The 17369-nt window shown below is 66.9% G+C and carries 16 protein-coding genes; 8 read left to right on the top strand and 8 right to left on the bottom strand.

All coding sequences use genetic code 11. The features are described from left to right. Positions 1-2 precede the first annotated feature (2 nt). Entirely contained in the window at positions 3-1304 is a 1302-nt protein-coding gene (locus LMQ14_RS11030; RefSeq protein ID WP_267734771.1) for a glycosyltransferase 87 family protein, read from the bottom strand. 114 nt (positions 1305-1418) lie between these two features. On the opposite strand from LMQ14_RS11030, the gene LMQ14_RS11035 reads away from it, so the two are divergent. The 3 genes from LMQ14_RS11035 to LMQ14_RS11045 all read left to right on the top strand — a co-directional run bounded on the left by LMQ14_RS11035 (position 1419) and on the right by LMQ14_RS11045 (position 4288). Continuing rightward, positions 1419-2285: a hypothetical protein gene (locus LMQ14_RS11035; protein ID WP_267735448.1), complete on the top strand. Its 867-nt coding sequence runs from the start codon at positions 1419-1421 to the stop codon at positions 2283-2285. A gap of 14 nt (positions 2286-2299) precedes the next feature. Next, positions 2300-2815 (top strand): polyadenylate-specific 3'-exoribonuclease AS, encoded by a 516-nt coding sequence (locus LMQ14_RS11040; RefSeq protein WP_267734772.1) that lies wholly within the window; start codon positions 2300-2302, stop codon positions 2813-2815. Positions 2816-2899: 84 nt separating this feature from the next. Further along, complete coding sequence (locus LMQ14_RS11045) at positions 2900-4288, top strand: class II 3-deoxy-7-phosphoheptulonate synthase (protein ID WP_267734773.1); 1389 nt, start codon at positions 2900-2902, stop codon at positions 4286-4288. Here the strand turns inward: LMQ14_RS11045 and LMQ14_RS11050 are convergent. Further along, the gene (locus LMQ14_RS11050) at positions 4285-5727 is read right to left on the bottom strand and encodes an FAD-dependent oxidoreductase (protein WP_267734774.1); all 1443 of its coding nucleotides are present in this window, start codon (positions 5725-5727) and stop codon (positions 4285-4287) included. The two genes, LMQ14_RS11045 and LMQ14_RS11050, sit on opposite strands and share 4 nt — an antisense overlap. A 307-nt stretch (positions 5728-6034) precedes the next feature. Here LMQ14_RS11050 and LMQ14_RS28160 point away from each other — a divergent pair, with 307 nt between their 5' ends. Next, a complete protein-coding gene (locus LMQ14_RS28160) occupies positions 6035-7252 on the top strand; it encodes a PPE family protein (protein WP_324291115.1) in 1218 nt (405 codons plus the stop codon). Positions 7253-7645: 393 nt separating this feature from the next. Further along, positions 7646-8761 carry a methyltransferase gene (locus LMQ14_RS11060; RefSeq protein ID WP_420714634.1) on the top strand — a complete coding sequence of 372 codons (1116 nt, stop codon included), beginning with the start codon at positions 7646-7648 and terminating at the stop codon, positions 8759-8761. A 27-nt stretch (positions 8762-8788) separates the two neighbouring features. Here the strand turns inward: LMQ14_RS11060 and LMQ14_RS11065 are convergent, their stop codons facing one another. Further along, positions 8789-9424, bottom strand: coding sequence for a TetR family transcriptional regulator (locus tag LMQ14_RS11065; protein ID WP_267734776.1), 636 nt, complete (start codon positions 9422-9424; stop codon positions 8789-8791). 66 nt (positions 9425-9490) lie between these two features. Further along, a complete protein-coding gene (locus LMQ14_RS11070; RefSeq protein ID WP_267734777.1) occupies positions 9491-10729 on the bottom strand; it encodes a protein kinase domain-containing protein in 1239 nt (412 codons plus the stop codon). A gap of 91 nt (positions 10730-10820) precedes the next feature. Here LMQ14_RS11070 and LMQ14_RS11075 point away from each other — a divergent pair, with 91 nt between their 5' ends. Next, entirely contained in the window at positions 10821-11225 is a 405-nt protein-coding gene (locus LMQ14_RS11075) for an Rv2175c family DNA-binding protein (protein WP_267734778.1), read from the top strand. Here LMQ14_RS11075 and LMQ14_RS11080 read toward each other — a convergent pair. Next, positions 11222-12757: an alpha-(1->6)-mannopyranosyltransferase A gene (locus tag LMQ14_RS11080; RefSeq protein ID WP_267734779.1), complete on the bottom strand. Its 1536-nt coding sequence runs from the start codon at positions 12755-12757 to the stop codon at positions 11222-11224. The two genes, LMQ14_RS11075 and LMQ14_RS11080, sit on opposite strands and share 4 nt — an antisense overlap. Before the next feature lie 4 nt (positions 12758-12761). After that, positions 12762-13811, bottom strand: a complete 1050-nt coding sequence (idsA2, locus tag LMQ14_RS11085) for a bifunctional (2E,6E)-farnesyl/geranyl diphosphate synthase (RefSeq protein WP_267735449.1) — start codon at positions 13809-13811, stop codon at positions 12762-12764. 193 nt (positions 13812-14004) lie between these two features. Here idsA2 and LMQ14_RS11090 point away from each other — a divergent pair, with 193 nt between their 5' ends. Next, complete coding sequence (locus LMQ14_RS11090) at positions 14005-14901, top strand: mycobacterial-type methylenetetrahydrofolate reductase (RefSeq protein ID WP_267734780.1); 897 nt, start codon at positions 14005-14007, stop codon at positions 14899-14901. On the opposite strand, the gene LMQ14_RS11095 is transcribed toward LMQ14_RS11090, so the two are convergent. Together LMQ14_RS11095 and LMQ14_RS11100 are read right to left on the bottom strand one after the other, a co-directional pair. Next, positions 14898-15545 (bottom strand): LppM family (lipo)protein, encoded by a 648-nt coding sequence (locus tag LMQ14_RS11095; protein WP_267735450.1) that lies wholly within the window; start codon positions 15543-15545, stop codon positions 14898-14900. The genes LMQ14_RS11090 and LMQ14_RS11095 overlap by 4 nt on opposite strands. A gap of 141 nt (positions 15546-15686) precedes the next feature. Further along, complete coding sequence (locus tag LMQ14_RS11100; RefSeq protein WP_267734781.1) at positions 15687-16289, bottom strand: GNAT family N-acetyltransferase; 603 nt, start codon at positions 16287-16289, stop codon at positions 15687-15689. A 338-nt stretch (positions 16290-16627) separates the two neighbouring features. Here LMQ14_RS11100 and LMQ14_RS11105 point away from each other — a divergent pair, with 338 nt between their 5' ends. Next, positions 16628-17029, top strand: coding sequence for a DUF3040 domain-containing protein (locus tag LMQ14_RS11105; RefSeq protein WP_267734782.1), 402 nt, complete (start codon positions 16628-16630; stop codon positions 17027-17029). Positions 17030-17369: the final 340 nt, after the last annotated feature.

Genomic DNA, 17369 nt, shown 5'->3' on the forward strand with positions numbered 1-17369 from the left:
GTTCAGGTCGCTGACGAGCTGACGGCCGGCGCCGGAAGCAGTGCACGCCCCTGCGCATCCCGCGTCGCGACCCGCGCGGTGACGGTAAGTCCGGCCGTGACGATCACGGCCAGCGCCCACCACACGTAAGACATCCCGAGAAGTTGATGCCACCAGTTGGCGGTCTCCTCGTGGTGCTGGGGCATCAGCTCGAGCGGTGTCCAGTCGATCTCCAGCAGCGCCACCCCGGCGACGGTGAGCACGGCCAGCGCTATGTTGCGGCGCCGCCAGCCCAGGATCGCCGTCACCAGCAGCGTCGGCAGCACCCACACCCAATGGTGTGACCACGACACCGGCGACACCATCAATCCGAACAAGGCCACACAGATGATGGCCAGCGTCGGCTCGCCGGCCTGCAACACCCGCCGCATCGCCCAGACGGTCAGGGCGAGCACCGCCAGGCACAGGCCGACCCAGAGCAGGAAACGCAGCTGCTCGGAAAGCCCGATCCGGGCCAGCGCACCCGCGATGTTCTGGTCGGTGTTCAGCGCCGCGGAGCCGATCCGATCGGTGTGGTGCACGGTGTGCGTCCAGTACTCCCACGAGTCGCTCCAGGCCAGGATGAACCCGACCAGCGTCGCCGAGGCAAACGACGTCAGGGCCGTCAGCGTGGAACGGAAGTCGCGACGCACCAGGAAATACAGCAGGAACACCGCGGGGGTGAGCTTGAGCGCGATGCCCAGCCCCAGCAGCAGCCCGCGCGGCCAGGGCGTGCGGCGCGGGACGCAGTCGGCGATCACCAACGTCATCAGCACGACGTTGATCTGGCCGAAGGCGAAGTTCGAGGCGATCGGTTCCAGCCAGATCGAGGCGGGCGCCACGACGACCACCGCCAACCACCACCGGCGCAGCCAGGCCGGTCCGGGCACCAGCGCCGAGCTGTTCCACACGTCGAGGCGGGTCAGCACGATCACCGTCGAGACGATCAGCAATCCCAGGGTCAACACCGTGATCGCGACACTGGCCGCCGGCATGTGCAGCCAGGCGAACGGGCAGAACAGGATCGCGGCCAACGGGGGATAGGTGAACGGCAGATTCAGCCCGATGGGTGTGTGGAACAACACGTCACCGCGGTACAGCGGACGTCCGTCCAGCCAGGTCTGCCCGCCCATTTGATAGATGTCGATATCGATGCGGTACGGCGTGTGCGCGAACAAGCCCCAGGCCGTGTAGCCCAGCGCCGCCGCGGCCACCAGCCACAACAAACACCACAACAACGCCCGCCCCGGTCGGCTGCCCACGAGGGGCGCCTGCGAAATAGTCATGTCGCAGAACAGCGTAATCGGTGTTCATGGCCGCATCTCCCAGCAGCGCGGCTCCCGCGTCGCGGGGAGGTGCGGGCGTAGGTTGCAAGCGTGTTGCACTGGTTTGCGCCCAGAGTGGCCCACTGGTTCTCGCATGACATCGTCCACGGCGGCCGGCTTCCCCTGCTGTGCTGCCTGGTCGCCTTCATCCTGACCTTTTTCGTTACCCGAACCTGCGTGCGCTTCATCCGGCACCGCGTCGCCTCCGGACGCCCGGCCAGGTGGTGGCAACCGCGCAACGTCCACGTCGGAGGAGTGCACATCCACCACGTGACGTTCGGAGTGGTGCTGGTGATGGTTTCCGGGCTGACGCTGGTGACGCTGTCGGTCAACGGCGAAGAGCCCGAAAATACAGTTGCTGCAATACTTTTCGGCATCGGTGCGGCGTTGGTGCTCGACGAGTACGCGCTGATCCTGCACCTGTCCGACGTCTACTGGGAAGAGGACGGCCGCACCTCGGTGGACGCGGTCTTCGCCGCCGTGGCGGTCGCCGGCTTGCTGATCATGGGGCTGCACCCGTTGACGTTCTTCTTCCCGTTCGCCCACGGCACGGATTCCTTCGCCTGGCACACCGCGGTCCTCGGCACGATGGTGATGACGCTGCCGCTGGCGGTGGTGGTGGTGCTCAAGGGCAAGGTGTGGACCGGCCTGCTCGGCATGTTCCTCGTCGTCTTGCTGGTCATCGGGGCGATCCGGCTGTCCCGCCCGCATGCCCCGTGGGCGCGCTGGCGATACACCGGCCAGCCGGACAAGATGCGGCGCGCCCTGGAGCGGGAACGCAAATGGCGCCGGCCCGTCGTGCAGGCCAAGCTGTGGCTGCAGTGCGCGATCGCCGGCACGCCGCGGGTCCCCGACGAACGCCTGGTCGACGCCCAGCTTGACCACGACGTCCATCCCGCACCGCCGCCCGAGGGAACCGAGCCCATCCTGATCGGCAGCTAGCCTAGGCTTTCTCAGTGCGGTACTTCTACGACACCGAATTCATCGAGGACGGCCGCACCATCGAGCTGGTCTCGATCGGGGTGGTCGCCGAGGACGGTCGCGAGTACTACGCCGTATCCACCGAATTCGATCCCGAGCGCGCCGGGGCCTGGGTGCGCGCCAACGTGCTGCCCAAGCTGCCGCCGCCCGCCTCCCAGCTGTGGCGCTCGCGCAAGCAGATTCGCCACGACCTGGAGGAGTTTTTCGGCATCGCCGGCGGCCAGGCCGCCGAACCGATCGAGCTCTGGGCCTGGGTGGCGGCCTACGACCATGTCGCCTTGTGCCAACTGTGGGGCACGATGCCGGGACTGCCCAAGGCGATACCGCGCTTCACCCGTGAGCTGCGCCAACTGTGGGAGGACCGGGGCTCGCCGCGGTTGCCACCGCGGCACCGCGACGTCCACGATGCGCTGGTCGATGCCCGCGATCAGATGCGCCGATACAGGCTGATAGTGTCCGGCGACGATGCGGGCGCGCAAGCGACCCGCTAAGCAGCCCCAGCCCGAGCTGGGGGTACCGGTCTGGGCGTGCGAAGAATGGCGTTAGCCCAGGCTGGCCACGGATATCATGGACCGATGAACTGGACCGTCGACATACCGATCGACCAGCTGCCGGCGCTGCCGCCGCTGCCCGCCGACCTGCGGACCCGGCTGGACGCTGCGCTGGCTAAGCCGGCCGCTCAGCAACCGTCCTGGCCCGAGGAACAGGCCGCGGCGATGCGCACGGTCCTGGAAAGCGTCCCGCCGGTGACGGTGCCGTCCGAAATCGCCCGGCTGCAGGACCAACTCGCTCAGGTCGCCAAGGGCGAGGCATTCCTGCTGCAGGGCGGCGACTGCGCCGAGACGTTCGTCGACAACACCGAACCGCACATCCGCGGCAACGTCCGCACCCTGCTGCAGATGGCCGTGGTGCTGACCTACGGCGCCAGCCTGCCGGTGGTCAAGGTGGCCCGCATCGCCGGCCAGTACGCCAAGCCCCGATCGGCCGACATCGACGCGCTGGGCCTGAAGTCCTACCGCGGCGACATGATCAACGGCTTCGCCCCGGATGGTGCCGCGCGCGAGCACGACCCGTCGCGGCTGGTGCGCGCCTACGCGAACGCCAGCGCGGCGATGAACCTGATGCGGGCGCTGACCTCGTCGGGCCTGGCGTCGCTGCACGGGGTGCACGACTGGAACCGGGAGTTCGTCCGGACTTCGCCCGCCGGCGCCCGTTACGAGGCATTGGCGGCCGAGATCGATCGCGCGCTGAGCTTCATGAGCGCATGTGGGGTGGCCGACCGCAATCTGCAAACCGCCGAGATCTACGCCAGCCATGAGGCGCTGGTGCTCGACTACGAGCGCGCGATGCTGCGGTTGTCGGAGAGCGAAGACGGCCAGCCGCAGCTGTACGACCTGTCGGCGCACACCGTGTGGATCGGGGAGCGGACCCGCCAGCTCGACGGCGCGCACGTTGCGTTCGCCGAGGTGATCGCGAACCCGATCGGCGTCAAGCTCGGCCCGACGATGACGCCCGAGCTGGCGATGGAGTACGTCGAGCGCCTCGACCCGCACAACAAGCCGGGCCGGCTCACGCTGGTCAGCCGGATGGGCAACAACAAGGTCCGCGACCTGCTGCCGCCGATCATCGAGAAGGTGCAGGCCACCGGTCACCAGGTGATCTGGCAGTGCGACCCGATGCACGGCAACACCCACGAGTCGTCCACCGGCTACAAGACCCGCCACTTCGACCGCATCGTCGACGAGGTGCAGGGCTTCTTCGAGGTGCACCGCGCGCTGGGCACGCATCCGGGCGGCATCCACGTCGAGATCACCGGCGAGGACGTCACCGAGTGTTTGGGTGGTGCACAAGACATTTCGGACCACGACCTGGGTGGCCGTTACGAGACGGCGTGCGACCCGCGGCTGAACACCCAGCAGTCGCTGGAGCTGGCGTTCCTGGTCGCCGAGATGTTGCGCGACTAGCTCCGCACGGTAAGCCGCTCGCATTGCGGGGTGGCCGCAGCTGCGGCTGCGCGCTGTGGCGACCGCGTGAACAGCGCCCGCAGATTGGCCAGCACGATGCGCGGTATCAGGGCGGGATCCCGCAGCCGCGAGGGCGGGTCGACGAAGTTGGAGACCCGAAAGAAGCGCTCGGTCAGCACAACGTCATGGGCGGCGGCATTGAGGGCTGCCCGCGACATCGAGCGGGATAGCCGCTGCCGCATGGAATTCCGGTCGTGAGTCGGGGAAGTGACCCGCGACCTGGCTTGATTGGCGGCCCATGTCTGGCCGATGTAGTGCGACGTCGCGCGGAAATAGCGTTGCGCCAGGCCGGTTCGGCCCGCGCTGAGGCAATCGCGCAGGATAAGTGCTTCCAGCGCGGCGATCGTCATGCCCTGGCCGTAGGTCGGGTCGAGGCTGCACAGCGCGTCGCCGATCACCAGCAGCCCCGCGGGGAATCGGGGCATCTGGTCATAGCGCCGCCAGATCGCCGCGGTGTGCCGATAGGTGACGGCCTCACCGAGGGGCTGGGCATTGCGCAGCCCCTCGGTGATCGCCGGGGGAAGACACTGCTCGGCTATCGCGAGCATCGAGGCGAAATCGGTTGGCGGATCACCGGCTTCGCAGGGCTGGCCGATCGCCAGCATCCACATGTCGTGCTCGCAGGCGAGCAACAGGCCACCGGGCCCGCCGCCACCCGGGTTGAACAGCACCAGCCGCTGGGCGATGGATCCGTCGGGGATGCTCAACTGTTGGGTCGAGTAGCCCAACCTGGCCTCCGCCCGGTCCTCGGCCGGCCGTTCGAAACCCAGCCGCTCCAGTAACGCCGGGGTGCGGGCCGCGCGACCCGTGGCGTCCACCACCAGATCGGCGTCCAGCGTCGTGAGAAACCCGTTGTAGCGCCTGATGATTCGCACGCCGTTGACGATGTCCGCGGTGGTGACGAGTTCGGCCACGTCGTGCCCGTCGAGGAAAGTCACGTTGGGCAGCGCCTTGACGCGCCGGCGCAGGTGAAACTCCATGAACGGCCGGCTCGCCAGATGAATCGCCAGCGCGGCCGGATCGGCGAATCTGCCCGACGTTTTCATCTCATAGCGCCCGAAGCGCACGTAGAAATTCGACAGCTCACCGTCGTCGACGACGACCGCCCCGGCGCGGGCCAGGTCCTGCAACAGCCCGGGAAATAATTCGTCGAGCACCTGCAGGCCGCGGCTGTGGAAATTATGCACGTGGCGGCCCTGAGGGATGCCCCTGCGATGGCACGGGTAGTCGGGCAACCTGTCCCGCTCGACCACACTGACTAAGTCGTAGAACTCCGAAAGTACGCGCGCGGCAAGCAAACCCGCCATTCCGGCGCCCAATACGACCGCGTGCTCGCCGAGCCGGTTCGGCGAGTCGGTGCCGAGCATTGTCGAACCCATGCAGCCGTACGCTACACGAAAATTAAGAAAAATAAGAGAGTCTTGAGGAAACTTTAAGAAACGTGTCGCGAGCGTGACCTCGCATCCGCGGCTTGGCCCGGGGGAGTCATGCGGTGGTGACGCCGGTCCGCCAAACGGGCGCGAAGCCGGGTCGTGGCCTGGTGCCCTTCTGCCGGCGCGTGCTGTCACGGAGCGTTTACGTCGATTTGCTGGTGTCTGAACACCGTCGGCGCTATTCTCTCGCTGTTGAAAAAATATTAAATGGTGGTTGAAATAACCACCGCCGTCCGCGGAGAGGACTGACGACATGGACTTTGCGTTGCTACCTCCAGAGGTCAACTCCGGCCTGATGTATGTCGGCCCCGGGTCGGGGCCGATGCTGGCGGCCGCCGCGGGTTGGGACGCGTTGGCCGCCCAGCTGGAGTCCACCGCCAGCGGCTACGCCGCCGAGCTGGCCGGATTGACCGGCCACGCATGGTCCGGCCCTTCCTCGCTGTTGATGATGGCCGCGGCCACACCATATTTGGAGTGGCTGTCTACTGCCGCTGCGCAGGCCGCGCAGACCGGCGTCCAGGCATACGCAGCGGCCGCGGCCTATGAGACGGCGTTCGCGATGACGGTGCCCCCGCCGGTGATCGCGACCAACCGGGCGCAGTTAATCGCGCTGATCGCAACCAATTTCTTTGGGCAGAACACGCCGGCGATCGCGGCCACTGAAGCCGAATACATGCAGATGTGGCTGCAGGACGCCACTGCGATGTATGGCTATGCCGCCGCGTGCGAGCCCGCCAGCACCCTGACCCCCTTTGACGAGCCGCCGCAGACCACCAACTCGACAGGGCAGAACGCCCAGGCTCAGATGGTGGCGCAGGCCACCGACAACGCCACCAGCGCCACACAGCAGCTGTCCTCGGCCAATGCCGCGATGCAAAACCTCAGCGCCGACACCGTCGGGCCCGTCGCTCCGGGTCAAACTGTGACCGTCGCGCCGGGCGGCGCCATCGACATCGGCACCGACACGGGCATGTACGTCAACAGCGGCTCGATCACGATCACAGGGCCCGGCACCAACCTCATCAGCTTTGGCAGCGTAATTGTCAACCCCGGCAGCACAATTCACACACTCATCGACTGTTCCGAGGGTGGTGTGCTGATCCCTGGCGGCGTCGACGTCACCGCCGACTCCAGCCCCGTCATCCTCACCCCTGGATCCTTCCAAGAGGTTCTGGTCACCCTCGTCAATGGCTCCGCCACACTCCCGGTTGTCGGCGCGGAACAGGTCGCCATCCAAACACTCGGGAACACCGCCACCGCGATCGCCGGCCCCGCCGGCGCGTCCATCACGAATGTCTTCGGCTCCGTCGCCGTCGCTTCGGTGACCCCGATCCCCGGCTCGTCGAGCACGTTGGCGGCCCCGTTAGGCGGGCTGGCTGCACCAGGCCTGGCGGGTACCGCGGGAATTCAGCCTCAGCTCAACGCGGATGAGCTGTTGGAATGGGCTCAAACCGTTTCCGGTGCCGGTTAACAACGCCGCCGCCCGGACGGGCATCCCAGAACTGTTGCCAGGAAGCAGGTTTCGCCGGTGCTGATGGCGGACTGGCTGGCGCCCGGGATCGTTGACCGACGCGATGTTGCCGACAAGCGAAGTGCCGCTTAGGATTTCGGCGCGATGCAGCGCCTAACCCGCGGCTACCCCGAGGGGTGGTTCCACGCTGGCCGCGGGAACGCATCCGGTCGCGGCGACGGCGGTGAAGGCGAGGATCGCCGCAACGACGACCTTCGTGGCTAGACGTGACATGACGACTCCGTTCATCCGGCCCCCTGTCAGCACAGTAGCTGACGCAAAGAATTAATTCAATGACAATTGAAATATTGTAAGTTTGCGGGCATAGTTCCAATTCGGACAGGTCGATCGGTCATGCGGCGGGAGCGGTTATTGAGCAAGTTCTTGACGTCTAAGGTTCCGCCGGCGAAGGTCGCGCGCGCCGTTGAGCGGGCCCGCCAGCACCTGTCGCGGCTGCGCCAACGCTTCGCTCCGCCCCCGGCGGTGATGATGGAATTGATCCTGAATGCCTGGGTGGCTCAGGCGATCGCGACAGCTGCGGATCTTGGCGTGGCGGACGCTCTGGAAAACGGCCCGCTGTCCGGCGATCAGTTGGCAGACCGGGTCGGTGCCGACCCCGACGCGCTGCGGCGACTCATGCGCGCGTTGATCGGCATCGGGATTTTCCGCCAGCGCAGCGACGGGCGCTACGCACTCACCCCGCTCGCGGACACGCTGCGCACCGACGCGCCCGTGTCAATGGCCGGGTTGGCGCGATGGGTCGGGTCGCCACAGCATCGCGAGCACTGGAGCCACCTGACCGACGCGATCCGGACCGGGGATCCGGTGGTTCCACAGCTTCGTGGCAAACCAGCCTTCGAGTATCTGGCTGACGAGGCGGAGCTGGGTGGGATTTTCAACTCCGCCATGACCAGTGTGTCCGAGTTCGCGACCGTGCCCCTGACCGCGGCCTACGACTTCAGTGCGTTCGGCACGATCGTCGATGTCGGTGGGGGACACGGTCGGCTGTTGGCGGCGATCCTGGACACGGCTCCGAATTCGCGCGGCGTGCTGTTCGATCTTCCTGAGGTCGTGGCGGGCGCACCGGAGTTGTTGCGCAAGTACGCGGTCGACGACCGCGTCCGGATCGAGGAGGGCTCGTTCTTCGATTCCGCCCCGGAGGGCGGCGACGCGTATGTGCTCAAGAACGTCATCCACGACTGGCCCGAGGAAGACGCGGTCCGCATCCTGACGAACATCCGCACCGCAGCCCGCACCGGCGCGCGACTATTGTTGTGCGAGTTCGTCATTCCCGACCACGACCGCGACTTCCACGGCAAGTGGGTGGACCTCGAGATGCTGGTCGTCGCGGGCGCGCGCGAACGCACCGCGGACGAGTATGGCGAGTTGTTCGACCAAGCCGGTTTTCGGTTGAACCGCGTCGTCGACACCGTGTCGCCGCTCAGCGTCATCGAGGCGACCGCGGTGTAGCCGAGGCTATTTCGTTGTCTTGCAGGGTTATTGCGACGGCAGGTCCAGCCCCAACTCCTCGGCGGGGGCAGTCAGGAACCGGTGCACTGCCGGCCCCACCAACCTGACCACCTCGTCGACCGTGAGCGACGACAGCGGCGGCACACCCATGATGTACCGCAGCATCGCGATGCCGACGAGGTTGGTCGCGGCCAGCATCGCGCGTAGTCGCGCTTCCTCCCCGCCACCCAGAACGCTGGATACCGCCGCGAGGAGGTAGTCATGCACGAAACCGCGAAACGCGTCCTTGGCATCGCTGTTCGACGTCGCCGACTGCACCATCGAGGTCATGCTTGCTGCCGTATCGGGGTGCTCCCAGATCCCGAGGTAGGCCCGCACGATGCGGCAGCCCAAGTCATCGTCCTTCTCGGCGAGCGCTGTTGTCAGCAACTCGGACGGCAGCACCAACTTCATCGATTCGCGAAACAGTGCCGCCTTCGAGCCGAAGAGATAGAGGATCATCGACGGATCTACTCGCGCATCATCGGCAATCGCCCGCAGCGGCGTCTTGTCATAGCCGTGCATAGCGAACTGCCGCTTTGCCGCGCGCAGGACCGCGTCGCGCGATACCGGCTCGCCTTGGCGTCTGCCCCGCCGCTTTATCGTTTTCCCAGGTGACGGCACGGGCGAACCATATCATTTCAACCAGTATTGAAAAGGGATCTGGCGGCTGGCGGAGTCGCCGGTCCGTTACAGCAGGCCGGTCAGATTACTGCCGATCGTCCAGCCCGCCGTCGCGGCCAGGCCGGCCAGCGCCAGCACCAGCGCCACCCAGATCAGCACCATGCGCCGGCTTTGTTGACGCGCGAGGGCGAATTCGCTGATCGCGATACCGGCGAATTCGCCTGAGTCAGGCTGGTATTCGAATTCCTCGTCGGGTTCGGGGCCGGCCTGGGCGTTCGGTTCGGGCTCCGGCCAGTCGCCGGGGTCGCGCGTCAACTCACGGGTGGGCTGATGCACCGGAGGCCGGGCCGGCGGTGGCGGCGCCGCGGGCCGCCGCTCACTGATCCGGCTGTGGTGCAGCGCCGCCGACCGGTGCTGGGCCGAGTTGCTCGGCGCCGGCACCCGGAAGTCGGGCAGGTTCAGCTCCTCGGCGATCGCCTCCACGTCGGCGAGCATCTCGATCGCGTCGGCGTACCGCTCGGCGGGATCGCGGGCCGTCGCGCACGCCACGAAATCGTCGAATTGGCTGGGCACACCCTCGATCACGCCGCCGGGACGCGGCACGTCGTGGTCCAGGCGCTGGTAGGCGACCGACAGCGGGGAGTCGCCGGTGAACGGTGCTACGCCGGTGAGCAGCTCGTAGGTGAGGATCCCGGCGGAGTAGACGTCGCTGCGCGGGCCGGCGTTGCCGTCGCGCACCTGCTCGGGCGACAGATAGGCCGCGGTGCCCAAAATGACACTGGTCGAGGTGATTCCGGCGGCCGCAACCGCACGCACCAACCCGAAATCGGCGATTTTGACGTCGCCGTCATCGGAGATCAGCACGTTCTCGGGTTTGACGTCGCGATGCACCAGCCCGGCACGATGTGCGGCGGCCAGGCCACCCAGCAGCGGGCGCAGCACCGCGACCACGGCATGGGGCGGCATCGGGCCGCGTTCGGCCAGCAGCTCACGCAGGGTGCCGCCCTCGATGAGCTCCATCACCAGAAACGGGTGCCGCGCGTCCATGCCCTGGTCGTAGACGGCGACCAGCCCCGGGTGCTTCAGCCGGGCCACCGTGCGGGCCTCGAGCTGAAAGCGGGTCAGGAACTGGCTGTCGCCGGCATAGCGCGAATCCATCACCTTCAATGCGACCGGGCGGTCGAGCCGGAGATCGAGGCCGCGGTACACCGTCGAAGTGCCGCCGCTGGCGATCTTGCCCTGGACCAGGTAGCGGCCATCCAGCAACGTGCTGTCCAACGGGTCGCCGGTGCCGGGTCTGGTCACCGGGCCATCGTAGGTGCGGGTCGGCGATTGGCGAGGAGAACATCCGCTCAACGCGCCTCCGCACCCGGCTACCACCGCCTACACTTGCGCCGTGGGCAGTATTCCGGCCGGCGACGATGTTTTGGATCCCGACGAGCCAACCTACGACCTGCCCCGGGTCGCCGAGTTGCTCGGCGTGCCGGTGAGCAAGGTGCAGCAGCAGCTGCGAGAGGGTCACCTACTTGCGGTGCGTCGCGCCGGGGGTGTGGTGATACCGCAGGTCTTCTTCACCAATACCGGTGAGGTCGTCAAAAGTCTGCCGGGGTTGCTGACCATCCTGCACGACGGCGGCTATCACGAAACCGAGATCGTGCGCTGGCTGTTCACCCCCGATGCGTCGCTGACGGTGACGCGCGACGGTAGCCGTGATGCGCTCAACAACGCTCGTCCGGTCGACGCGTTGCACGCCCACCAGGCCCGCGAGGTGGTACGCCGGGCCCAGGCCATGGCGTACTAAGCGGCGAGCGGTTCTTCGGTCTGCTCGGCCCGCGCTTCCGGGGTCCGGTACAGCACCCGCCAGGCGATCAGCGCGGCCACGGTGGCCATCGAAAAGTGCAGCCAGGAATACATGCCGTGCGATCCATCGGGCTTGAAGATCACCATGGCCCAGGTCGAGAGCCCGCCGATCACGGCGATCGCCCGTCGCGACTGGGCCAGCGGCGAAGCCACCGCCAGCGGCCAGGAGTAGTACCACGGCAGGGCGGCCGGCACGAACAGCACCACGATCAGCATCGACCACGCCAAGCCGGTCAGCGCGCCCCGATCGTCGCGCCGGTACCGCCACCACAACAGCGGCAGTGACACCGCGATGATCGCGATGCCGATCAAGCGGGTGATCCGCAGCGTGGCGTAGAAGTTAACGGGGACAAAGCCGTTGAATACCCAGTGGATGACGTTCGCGGCCGCGGTCGGCACGGTCAGCCAGTTGATGATCTTCACCGATCCGGCCAGCGCGGTCAGCCACCCCAGGCCGACGCCGGCCGCCACGGACAAGACGCCGAACACCGCGACGAAGATCAGCAGGCCCATCGCGGTGGCCGCCGCGAATGCCCGCAACGGCCGCCATCCGCGCTGGTCACGCAGATGGCGCATCCACACCCAGACCAGAAACGGCAACGCGAGTGCGGCGGTGGCTTTGACCGCGACCGCGATCGTCACCAGGGTGATGCCCAGGGCATGGCGGCGTGCGAAGGTCAGTGCGATCCCGGCGGTCATCAGACCCACCATCAGCATCTCGTTGTGCACCCCGCCCATCAGGTGGATCAGCACCAGCGGGTTGAGCACACAGATCCACAACGCGGTCGCGCCGCTGGTGCCGATGTGGTGGGCCAGTCGGGGAGCGGCCCAGATCAACAGCGCCAGCCCGGGCAGCATGCACAACCGCAGCAGCATGGTCCCGGCGATCACATGATTGCCGACCAGCACCGTGACGAGCTTGGCGATGAGAATGAACACCGGACCATATGGCGCGGTGGTGATCGTCCAAATGGGGCTTACGTTGTCCAGCAACACATTCGGGTTCGCCACCGGGCCGACCGCGTAGGGGTCGAAGCCGTCGCGCAGCAGCGCGCCCTGGGCCAGATAGGAATACGTGTCGCGGCTGAACACCGGCACCGACAGCAGCAGCGGCGCCAACCAAAAGCCGGTGGTGGCGCGCATCATGAACTCGGTGGTTTCACCGGCAATGACGCGGCGGCCCAGCCCCAGCCACGCGATCAGCATCAGCGCGACGCCCGTCCACAACAGAATCGACGACAGCACCAGCCCGTGGCCAAAACGCAGCCAGGACATGTCGATCGACTCCAGCAAGGGGTCGTGCGGCTTGGTGCTTCCCGCCCCCAGGCCGCCGGCGGTGATCAGCACCGAACCCAGGAAGCCCAACTTCGCGGGGCGGGCCTGCGGCGCGGCGGCGAACGCCTTTAGCTCCGAAAATCGCTGGCCAACAGATCGTTTCGCTGTCGGCAGGCCGGTTTCGATCGACGCGTTCATCGACTCAGGCGGACCTGTCGGTGGCCACCCTGGCCAGTTCTGCGAGTCCGGCCTTGGCCGGCGCGCTGATGGGTGCGGCGGCGAGCGCGGCCAGCGCTCGCTGGGTCAACGTGGCAATGCGTTGCTCGGCCGCGGCCAACGCGCCCACCGACTCGATGACGTCGCGCAGCTCGGCTACTTGCGCATCGGTCAACGGCACACCGATCGAGGTCCGTAAGAGGTTGGCCGCCAAGGGATTTGACTTATCCGCCAACTCCAAAGCCTCGGCCAGCAGCACGGTGCGCTTGCCGGAGCGTAAATCGTCACCGGACGGCTTGCCCGTCACCACCGGATCCCCGAACACGCCCAGCACGTCGTCACGAAGTTGGAACGCCACGCCGAGGTCGGTCCCGAACTGCTGAAACACGGCTTGCACATCCGGGCGGTCGGCGGCGGCCGCCGCGCCGAGCTGCAACGGTCGCGTCACCGTGTAGCAGGCGGTCTTGAACGTGTCGACGTTCATCGCCGACGCGATCGACTCGGCGGCGCTGGCCTCGGCGACGATGTCGAGGTATTGCCCGCTCAGCACTTCGGTGCGGATGTCGGCCCAGACGCGCTGGACTCGTCGCTGCGTGTCGGGGGGCAGGTCCGCGCCGAACACGATGTCGTCGGCCCAGGCCAGGGCCAGGTCGCCGAGCAGAATGGCCGCCGAAATCCCGAAGCGGTCCGCGGAGCCCCGCCACTTGCGGTCGCGGTGCAGCGCCGCGAACCGGACGTGCACCGTCGGCTTGCCGCGTCGCGTCGAGGAGTCGTCGATGACGTCGTCGTGCACCAGCGCGCAGGCGTGCAGCAGCTCCAGCGCGGAAAACAGCAGCAGCACTTGCGGATCGGGCTCCGCGTCGGCCACCGCGCGCCACCCCCAATAGGCGAAGGCGGGCCGCAGCCGTTTGCCCCCGTTGAGCACAAAGTCTTCGAGGGCGGAGATCAACGTGGCGTAGTCGCCACCGATGTAAGCGGTCTCGCCACGCCGCGCATGCAAGTACTGGCGAAGTTGCTCGGCAATCGCGCCGGTCAATTCGACGGTTGCCGCTGCTCCTGCGGACTTCAGGCTCAGCGCGACGCCCCTTTCTGCTCGCTGTTCTCTGGGCCCGACCAGTGTATTCGGCGTCACAGCGGTTGCCATTTCCACGTGGTCCCCCGCCAAGCTGGGCGGTAACTTCGCGCCCCTATGCTGGCGAGGTGCCATTCGTCCGAGGGAGAGGAGCCGCGTGACGCTCAACACCGTCGCGCTCGAGCTGGTGCCGCCGAATGTGGACGAGGGTCGGGAGCGGGCGCTTGACGAGGCGCGCAAGGTATTGCAGTACTCCGCGGAATCCGGCCTCGCCGGCCGCATCCGCCACGTGATGATTCCCGGCATCATCGCCGAGGACGACGACCGACCCATCGCTATGAAGCCCAAGTTCGACGTGCTGGACTTCTGGTCCGTCATCAAGCCCGAATTGCCCGGGATCAGCGGTCTGTGCACACAGGTCACCGCGTTCATGGACGAGTCGACGCTGCGTGGACGGCTCAACGAGCTGACCGATGCGGGCATGGAAGGCGTGGTGTTCGTAGGCGTCCCGCGCACAATGAACGACGGCGAGGGCTCCGGCGTCGCGCCGACCGACGCCCTGTCGATCTATCGCGACCTGGTGGTTAATCGCGGAGTGATTCTGATCCCCACCCGCGAGGGTGAACACGGCCGGTTCAACTTCAAATGCGACCAGGGCGCCACCTATGGCATGACCCAGTTGCTGTATTCCGACGCGATCGTGGGCTTTCTGACCGACTTCGCCAAGACCACCGACCATCGGCCCGAGATCCTGCTGTCGTTCGGCTTCGTACCGAAGATGGAGAGCAAGACCGGCCTGATCAACTGGCTCATTCAGGACCCGGGCAACGCCGCGGTGGCCGCCGAGCAGGAGTTCGTCGAGGAGCTGTCCGGCTGCGAACCTCCCCGGAAGCGCCAGCTGATGCTTGACCTGTACAAGCGGGTGGTGGACGGCGTCGCCGAGCTGGGCTTTCCGCTGAGCATCCACCTCGAGGCGACGTACGGGCTGTCCGGCCCGGCGTTTGCGACGTTCGCCGAGATGATCGACTACTGGTCGCCTGCCCAGCGCGTTTAGCTCGGCGGCTGATTGCCCGGTGTGGTGAACCGCTCGGAGCGATCCCGGCTCATCCAGGCCAGTAGCGCGACCACACCCGCCGCCGCGAACGACGCGATACCCAGCCATACCCCCGCGCCGGTGAAGGACCGGGTGTTCGGATCGGTGTAGCGGGCCTGGGCGGTCATCGTGCTCACCACGCCCGGCTTGAGCTTCCACGACACCGCATCGGGATCGACGCGGTCACCGTTGGTCGACGTCACGACGCCGGGAAAGGCGACCGTCAGCTCGACGTCGGCGTCCGGATCGGTCAGCGACGTCAGGTCCGCGCGGCCTTCCAGGATCACCACGTTGCCGTTGCGGCGCAGCGAGACGTTCACGCCGGCGGCGTCGGAATTCATGTTGGCCAGCTGCGGCAGCTCGCCGAACGTCAAATCGGAGAACACCGCCTGCGACCCCACGTAGCCGTCGCTGTCATAGTTCGACACCGCGACCTTCTGGCTGAACGGCAAGTTGTTGCTGTCGAGCTGCGGACCGGTGTCCTTGGGAGTTTTCGGCTTGGCGGCCGCGATGATCTCCCCGGACACCAGGTCGTCGGGCGAGATGGTCAGCGAGGCCCGGGCCCGCAGGCATCCGGTCGCCAGGGGCACCAGCAGCATCAGCATGGCGATGGCCAGCACGCGAGTGGTTGCTCGGGTTCGGCGTGGGGGAGAGCTGGCGCGCACCAGGTCATCGTGCCAGATTCGCTGTCTCGGTTGCCCGCGTCGTCGGTTTGCGAGTCGGTCGGGCGCCGGTGTGGCCACGTGTTAGAGCGGCAGCGGGCGGCCCAGGATCGCGAATGCCCGTGGGTCACCGGCGAAGTGGTAGCGCCGGATGATGTCGTTGAAGCCCAGCCGCCGATACAACCGCCAGGCGCGATTGGCCTCGCCGTTGGTTTCCGGCGTCGAGAGCAGGACGTTGCGCTCGCAGCGGCCGGCGAGCAGCCGGCGGGCCAGTGCCTCGCCGATGCCGCGGCCCTGGGCGTGCGGATGAATGTGCAGTTCGGTCAGCTCGAAATAGCTGTTCATCAGCTGCGCGATCTCCTGGGCCGGCAGGCCGCCGCGTTGCATCCCCAAGACAACCTGTTGCTGCCACCATTGTCCGGGTGCTCCCGGGTAGCCATAGGCGACCCCGAGCAACGGCGCATCGCAGAGTTCCGACGCCGGCGGCACATCGCCGCCCGCCGGCGCGTCCGCCTCGACCGCGGCGGCCGCCTGCCACCCATGTCGGCGGATGTGTTCGAGCCACATGGCGGCGCGTTGGTTCTCGGTGCCGCGCGGGTACCGCATCGCGTCGACGTAGACCCCCAGCGCGTCGCTGAGACGGCGCTCCATATCGCTCGGCGGCAGATCGATGAGGAATATCGCCAACTCGCGCTGTCCTCCTCGTCGCAGTGATCGGGCCTCATGCGTCTACTCCGTCAGGCGGGGCATCGGCCCCGTGCCCGTATCGCCATTATCGGGTCCGAGGCCGATCGGCTGACGGGCGGTGGCGGCAACCAACCGACGACTCCGCGCGTTTCGGCAAGGGTGTTGTAACGCATCGCCGTTGCGGTCCGATGATCGTCGGGAAGCAACGGAGATAGAATCGCGGTCGAACCAGTGGTACGGGTCAGATTGACCTCGTATCATTTGACTTAGTTGCCTTTACAATGGGCATCCGCGTGCTATCGGTAGTTACGTGTCAGACTGTCGGCAAGGAGGGACGCATGCCACTCTCCGATCATGAGCAGCGGATGCTCGATCAGATCGAGAGCGCGCTCTACGCCGAGGATCCCAAGTTCGCTTCGAGCGTACGTGGTGGGGGGTTCCGCGCACCGACCGCGCGACGCCGTCTGCAGGGTGCGGCTCTCTTCGTTATCGGTCTGGCGATGCTGGTTTCCGGCGTGGCGTTCAAGGCCACGATGATTGGCAGCTTCCCGATTCTCAGCGTCGTGGGCTTCATTGTGATGTTCGGTGGTGTGGTGTTCGCCATCACCGGTCCGCGGATGTCGAGCCGCCCCAACCAGTCCGGGCCGGTGCAGGGCTCTCGCCAACGTCGCAACAAGGGTGGCGGGGGCTCGTTCACCAGCCGCATGGAAGATCGCTTCCGCCGGCGCTTCGACGAGTAGCCGAACCAGTTAACAACGCACGACCTTAAGGGGTAGCCGACACGGCTGCCCCTTAGTTTTTGGGCTGGAGCCGGATTCGAGTCCCAATCGAGGCCAATCCGAGCCCCACTCCGCCCCACCCGGGCGCCCCACTTCGCCCCACCGACCGACTTTGGGGTCCTGAAATGCGATTTCCCAACGCTGCATGCGGGCCCCGCGACGGCGGTTTGCGGCCGCCGCGCGGTGTGGTGTGGCAAATGATTAGCGAAACACTCCGACGGCACCCGTTTTATGGGGCAAAGTGGGGGACTGTGGGGTATGGTGGCTGAAGTGTTAGGGCGCGGCGCGAGCCGGTCTCCGC

The organism is Mycobacterium sp. Aquia_213 (assembly GCF_026625985.1).
Classification (GTDB): Bacteria; Actinomycetota; Actinomycetes; order Mycobacteriales; family Mycobacteriaceae; genus Mycobacterium.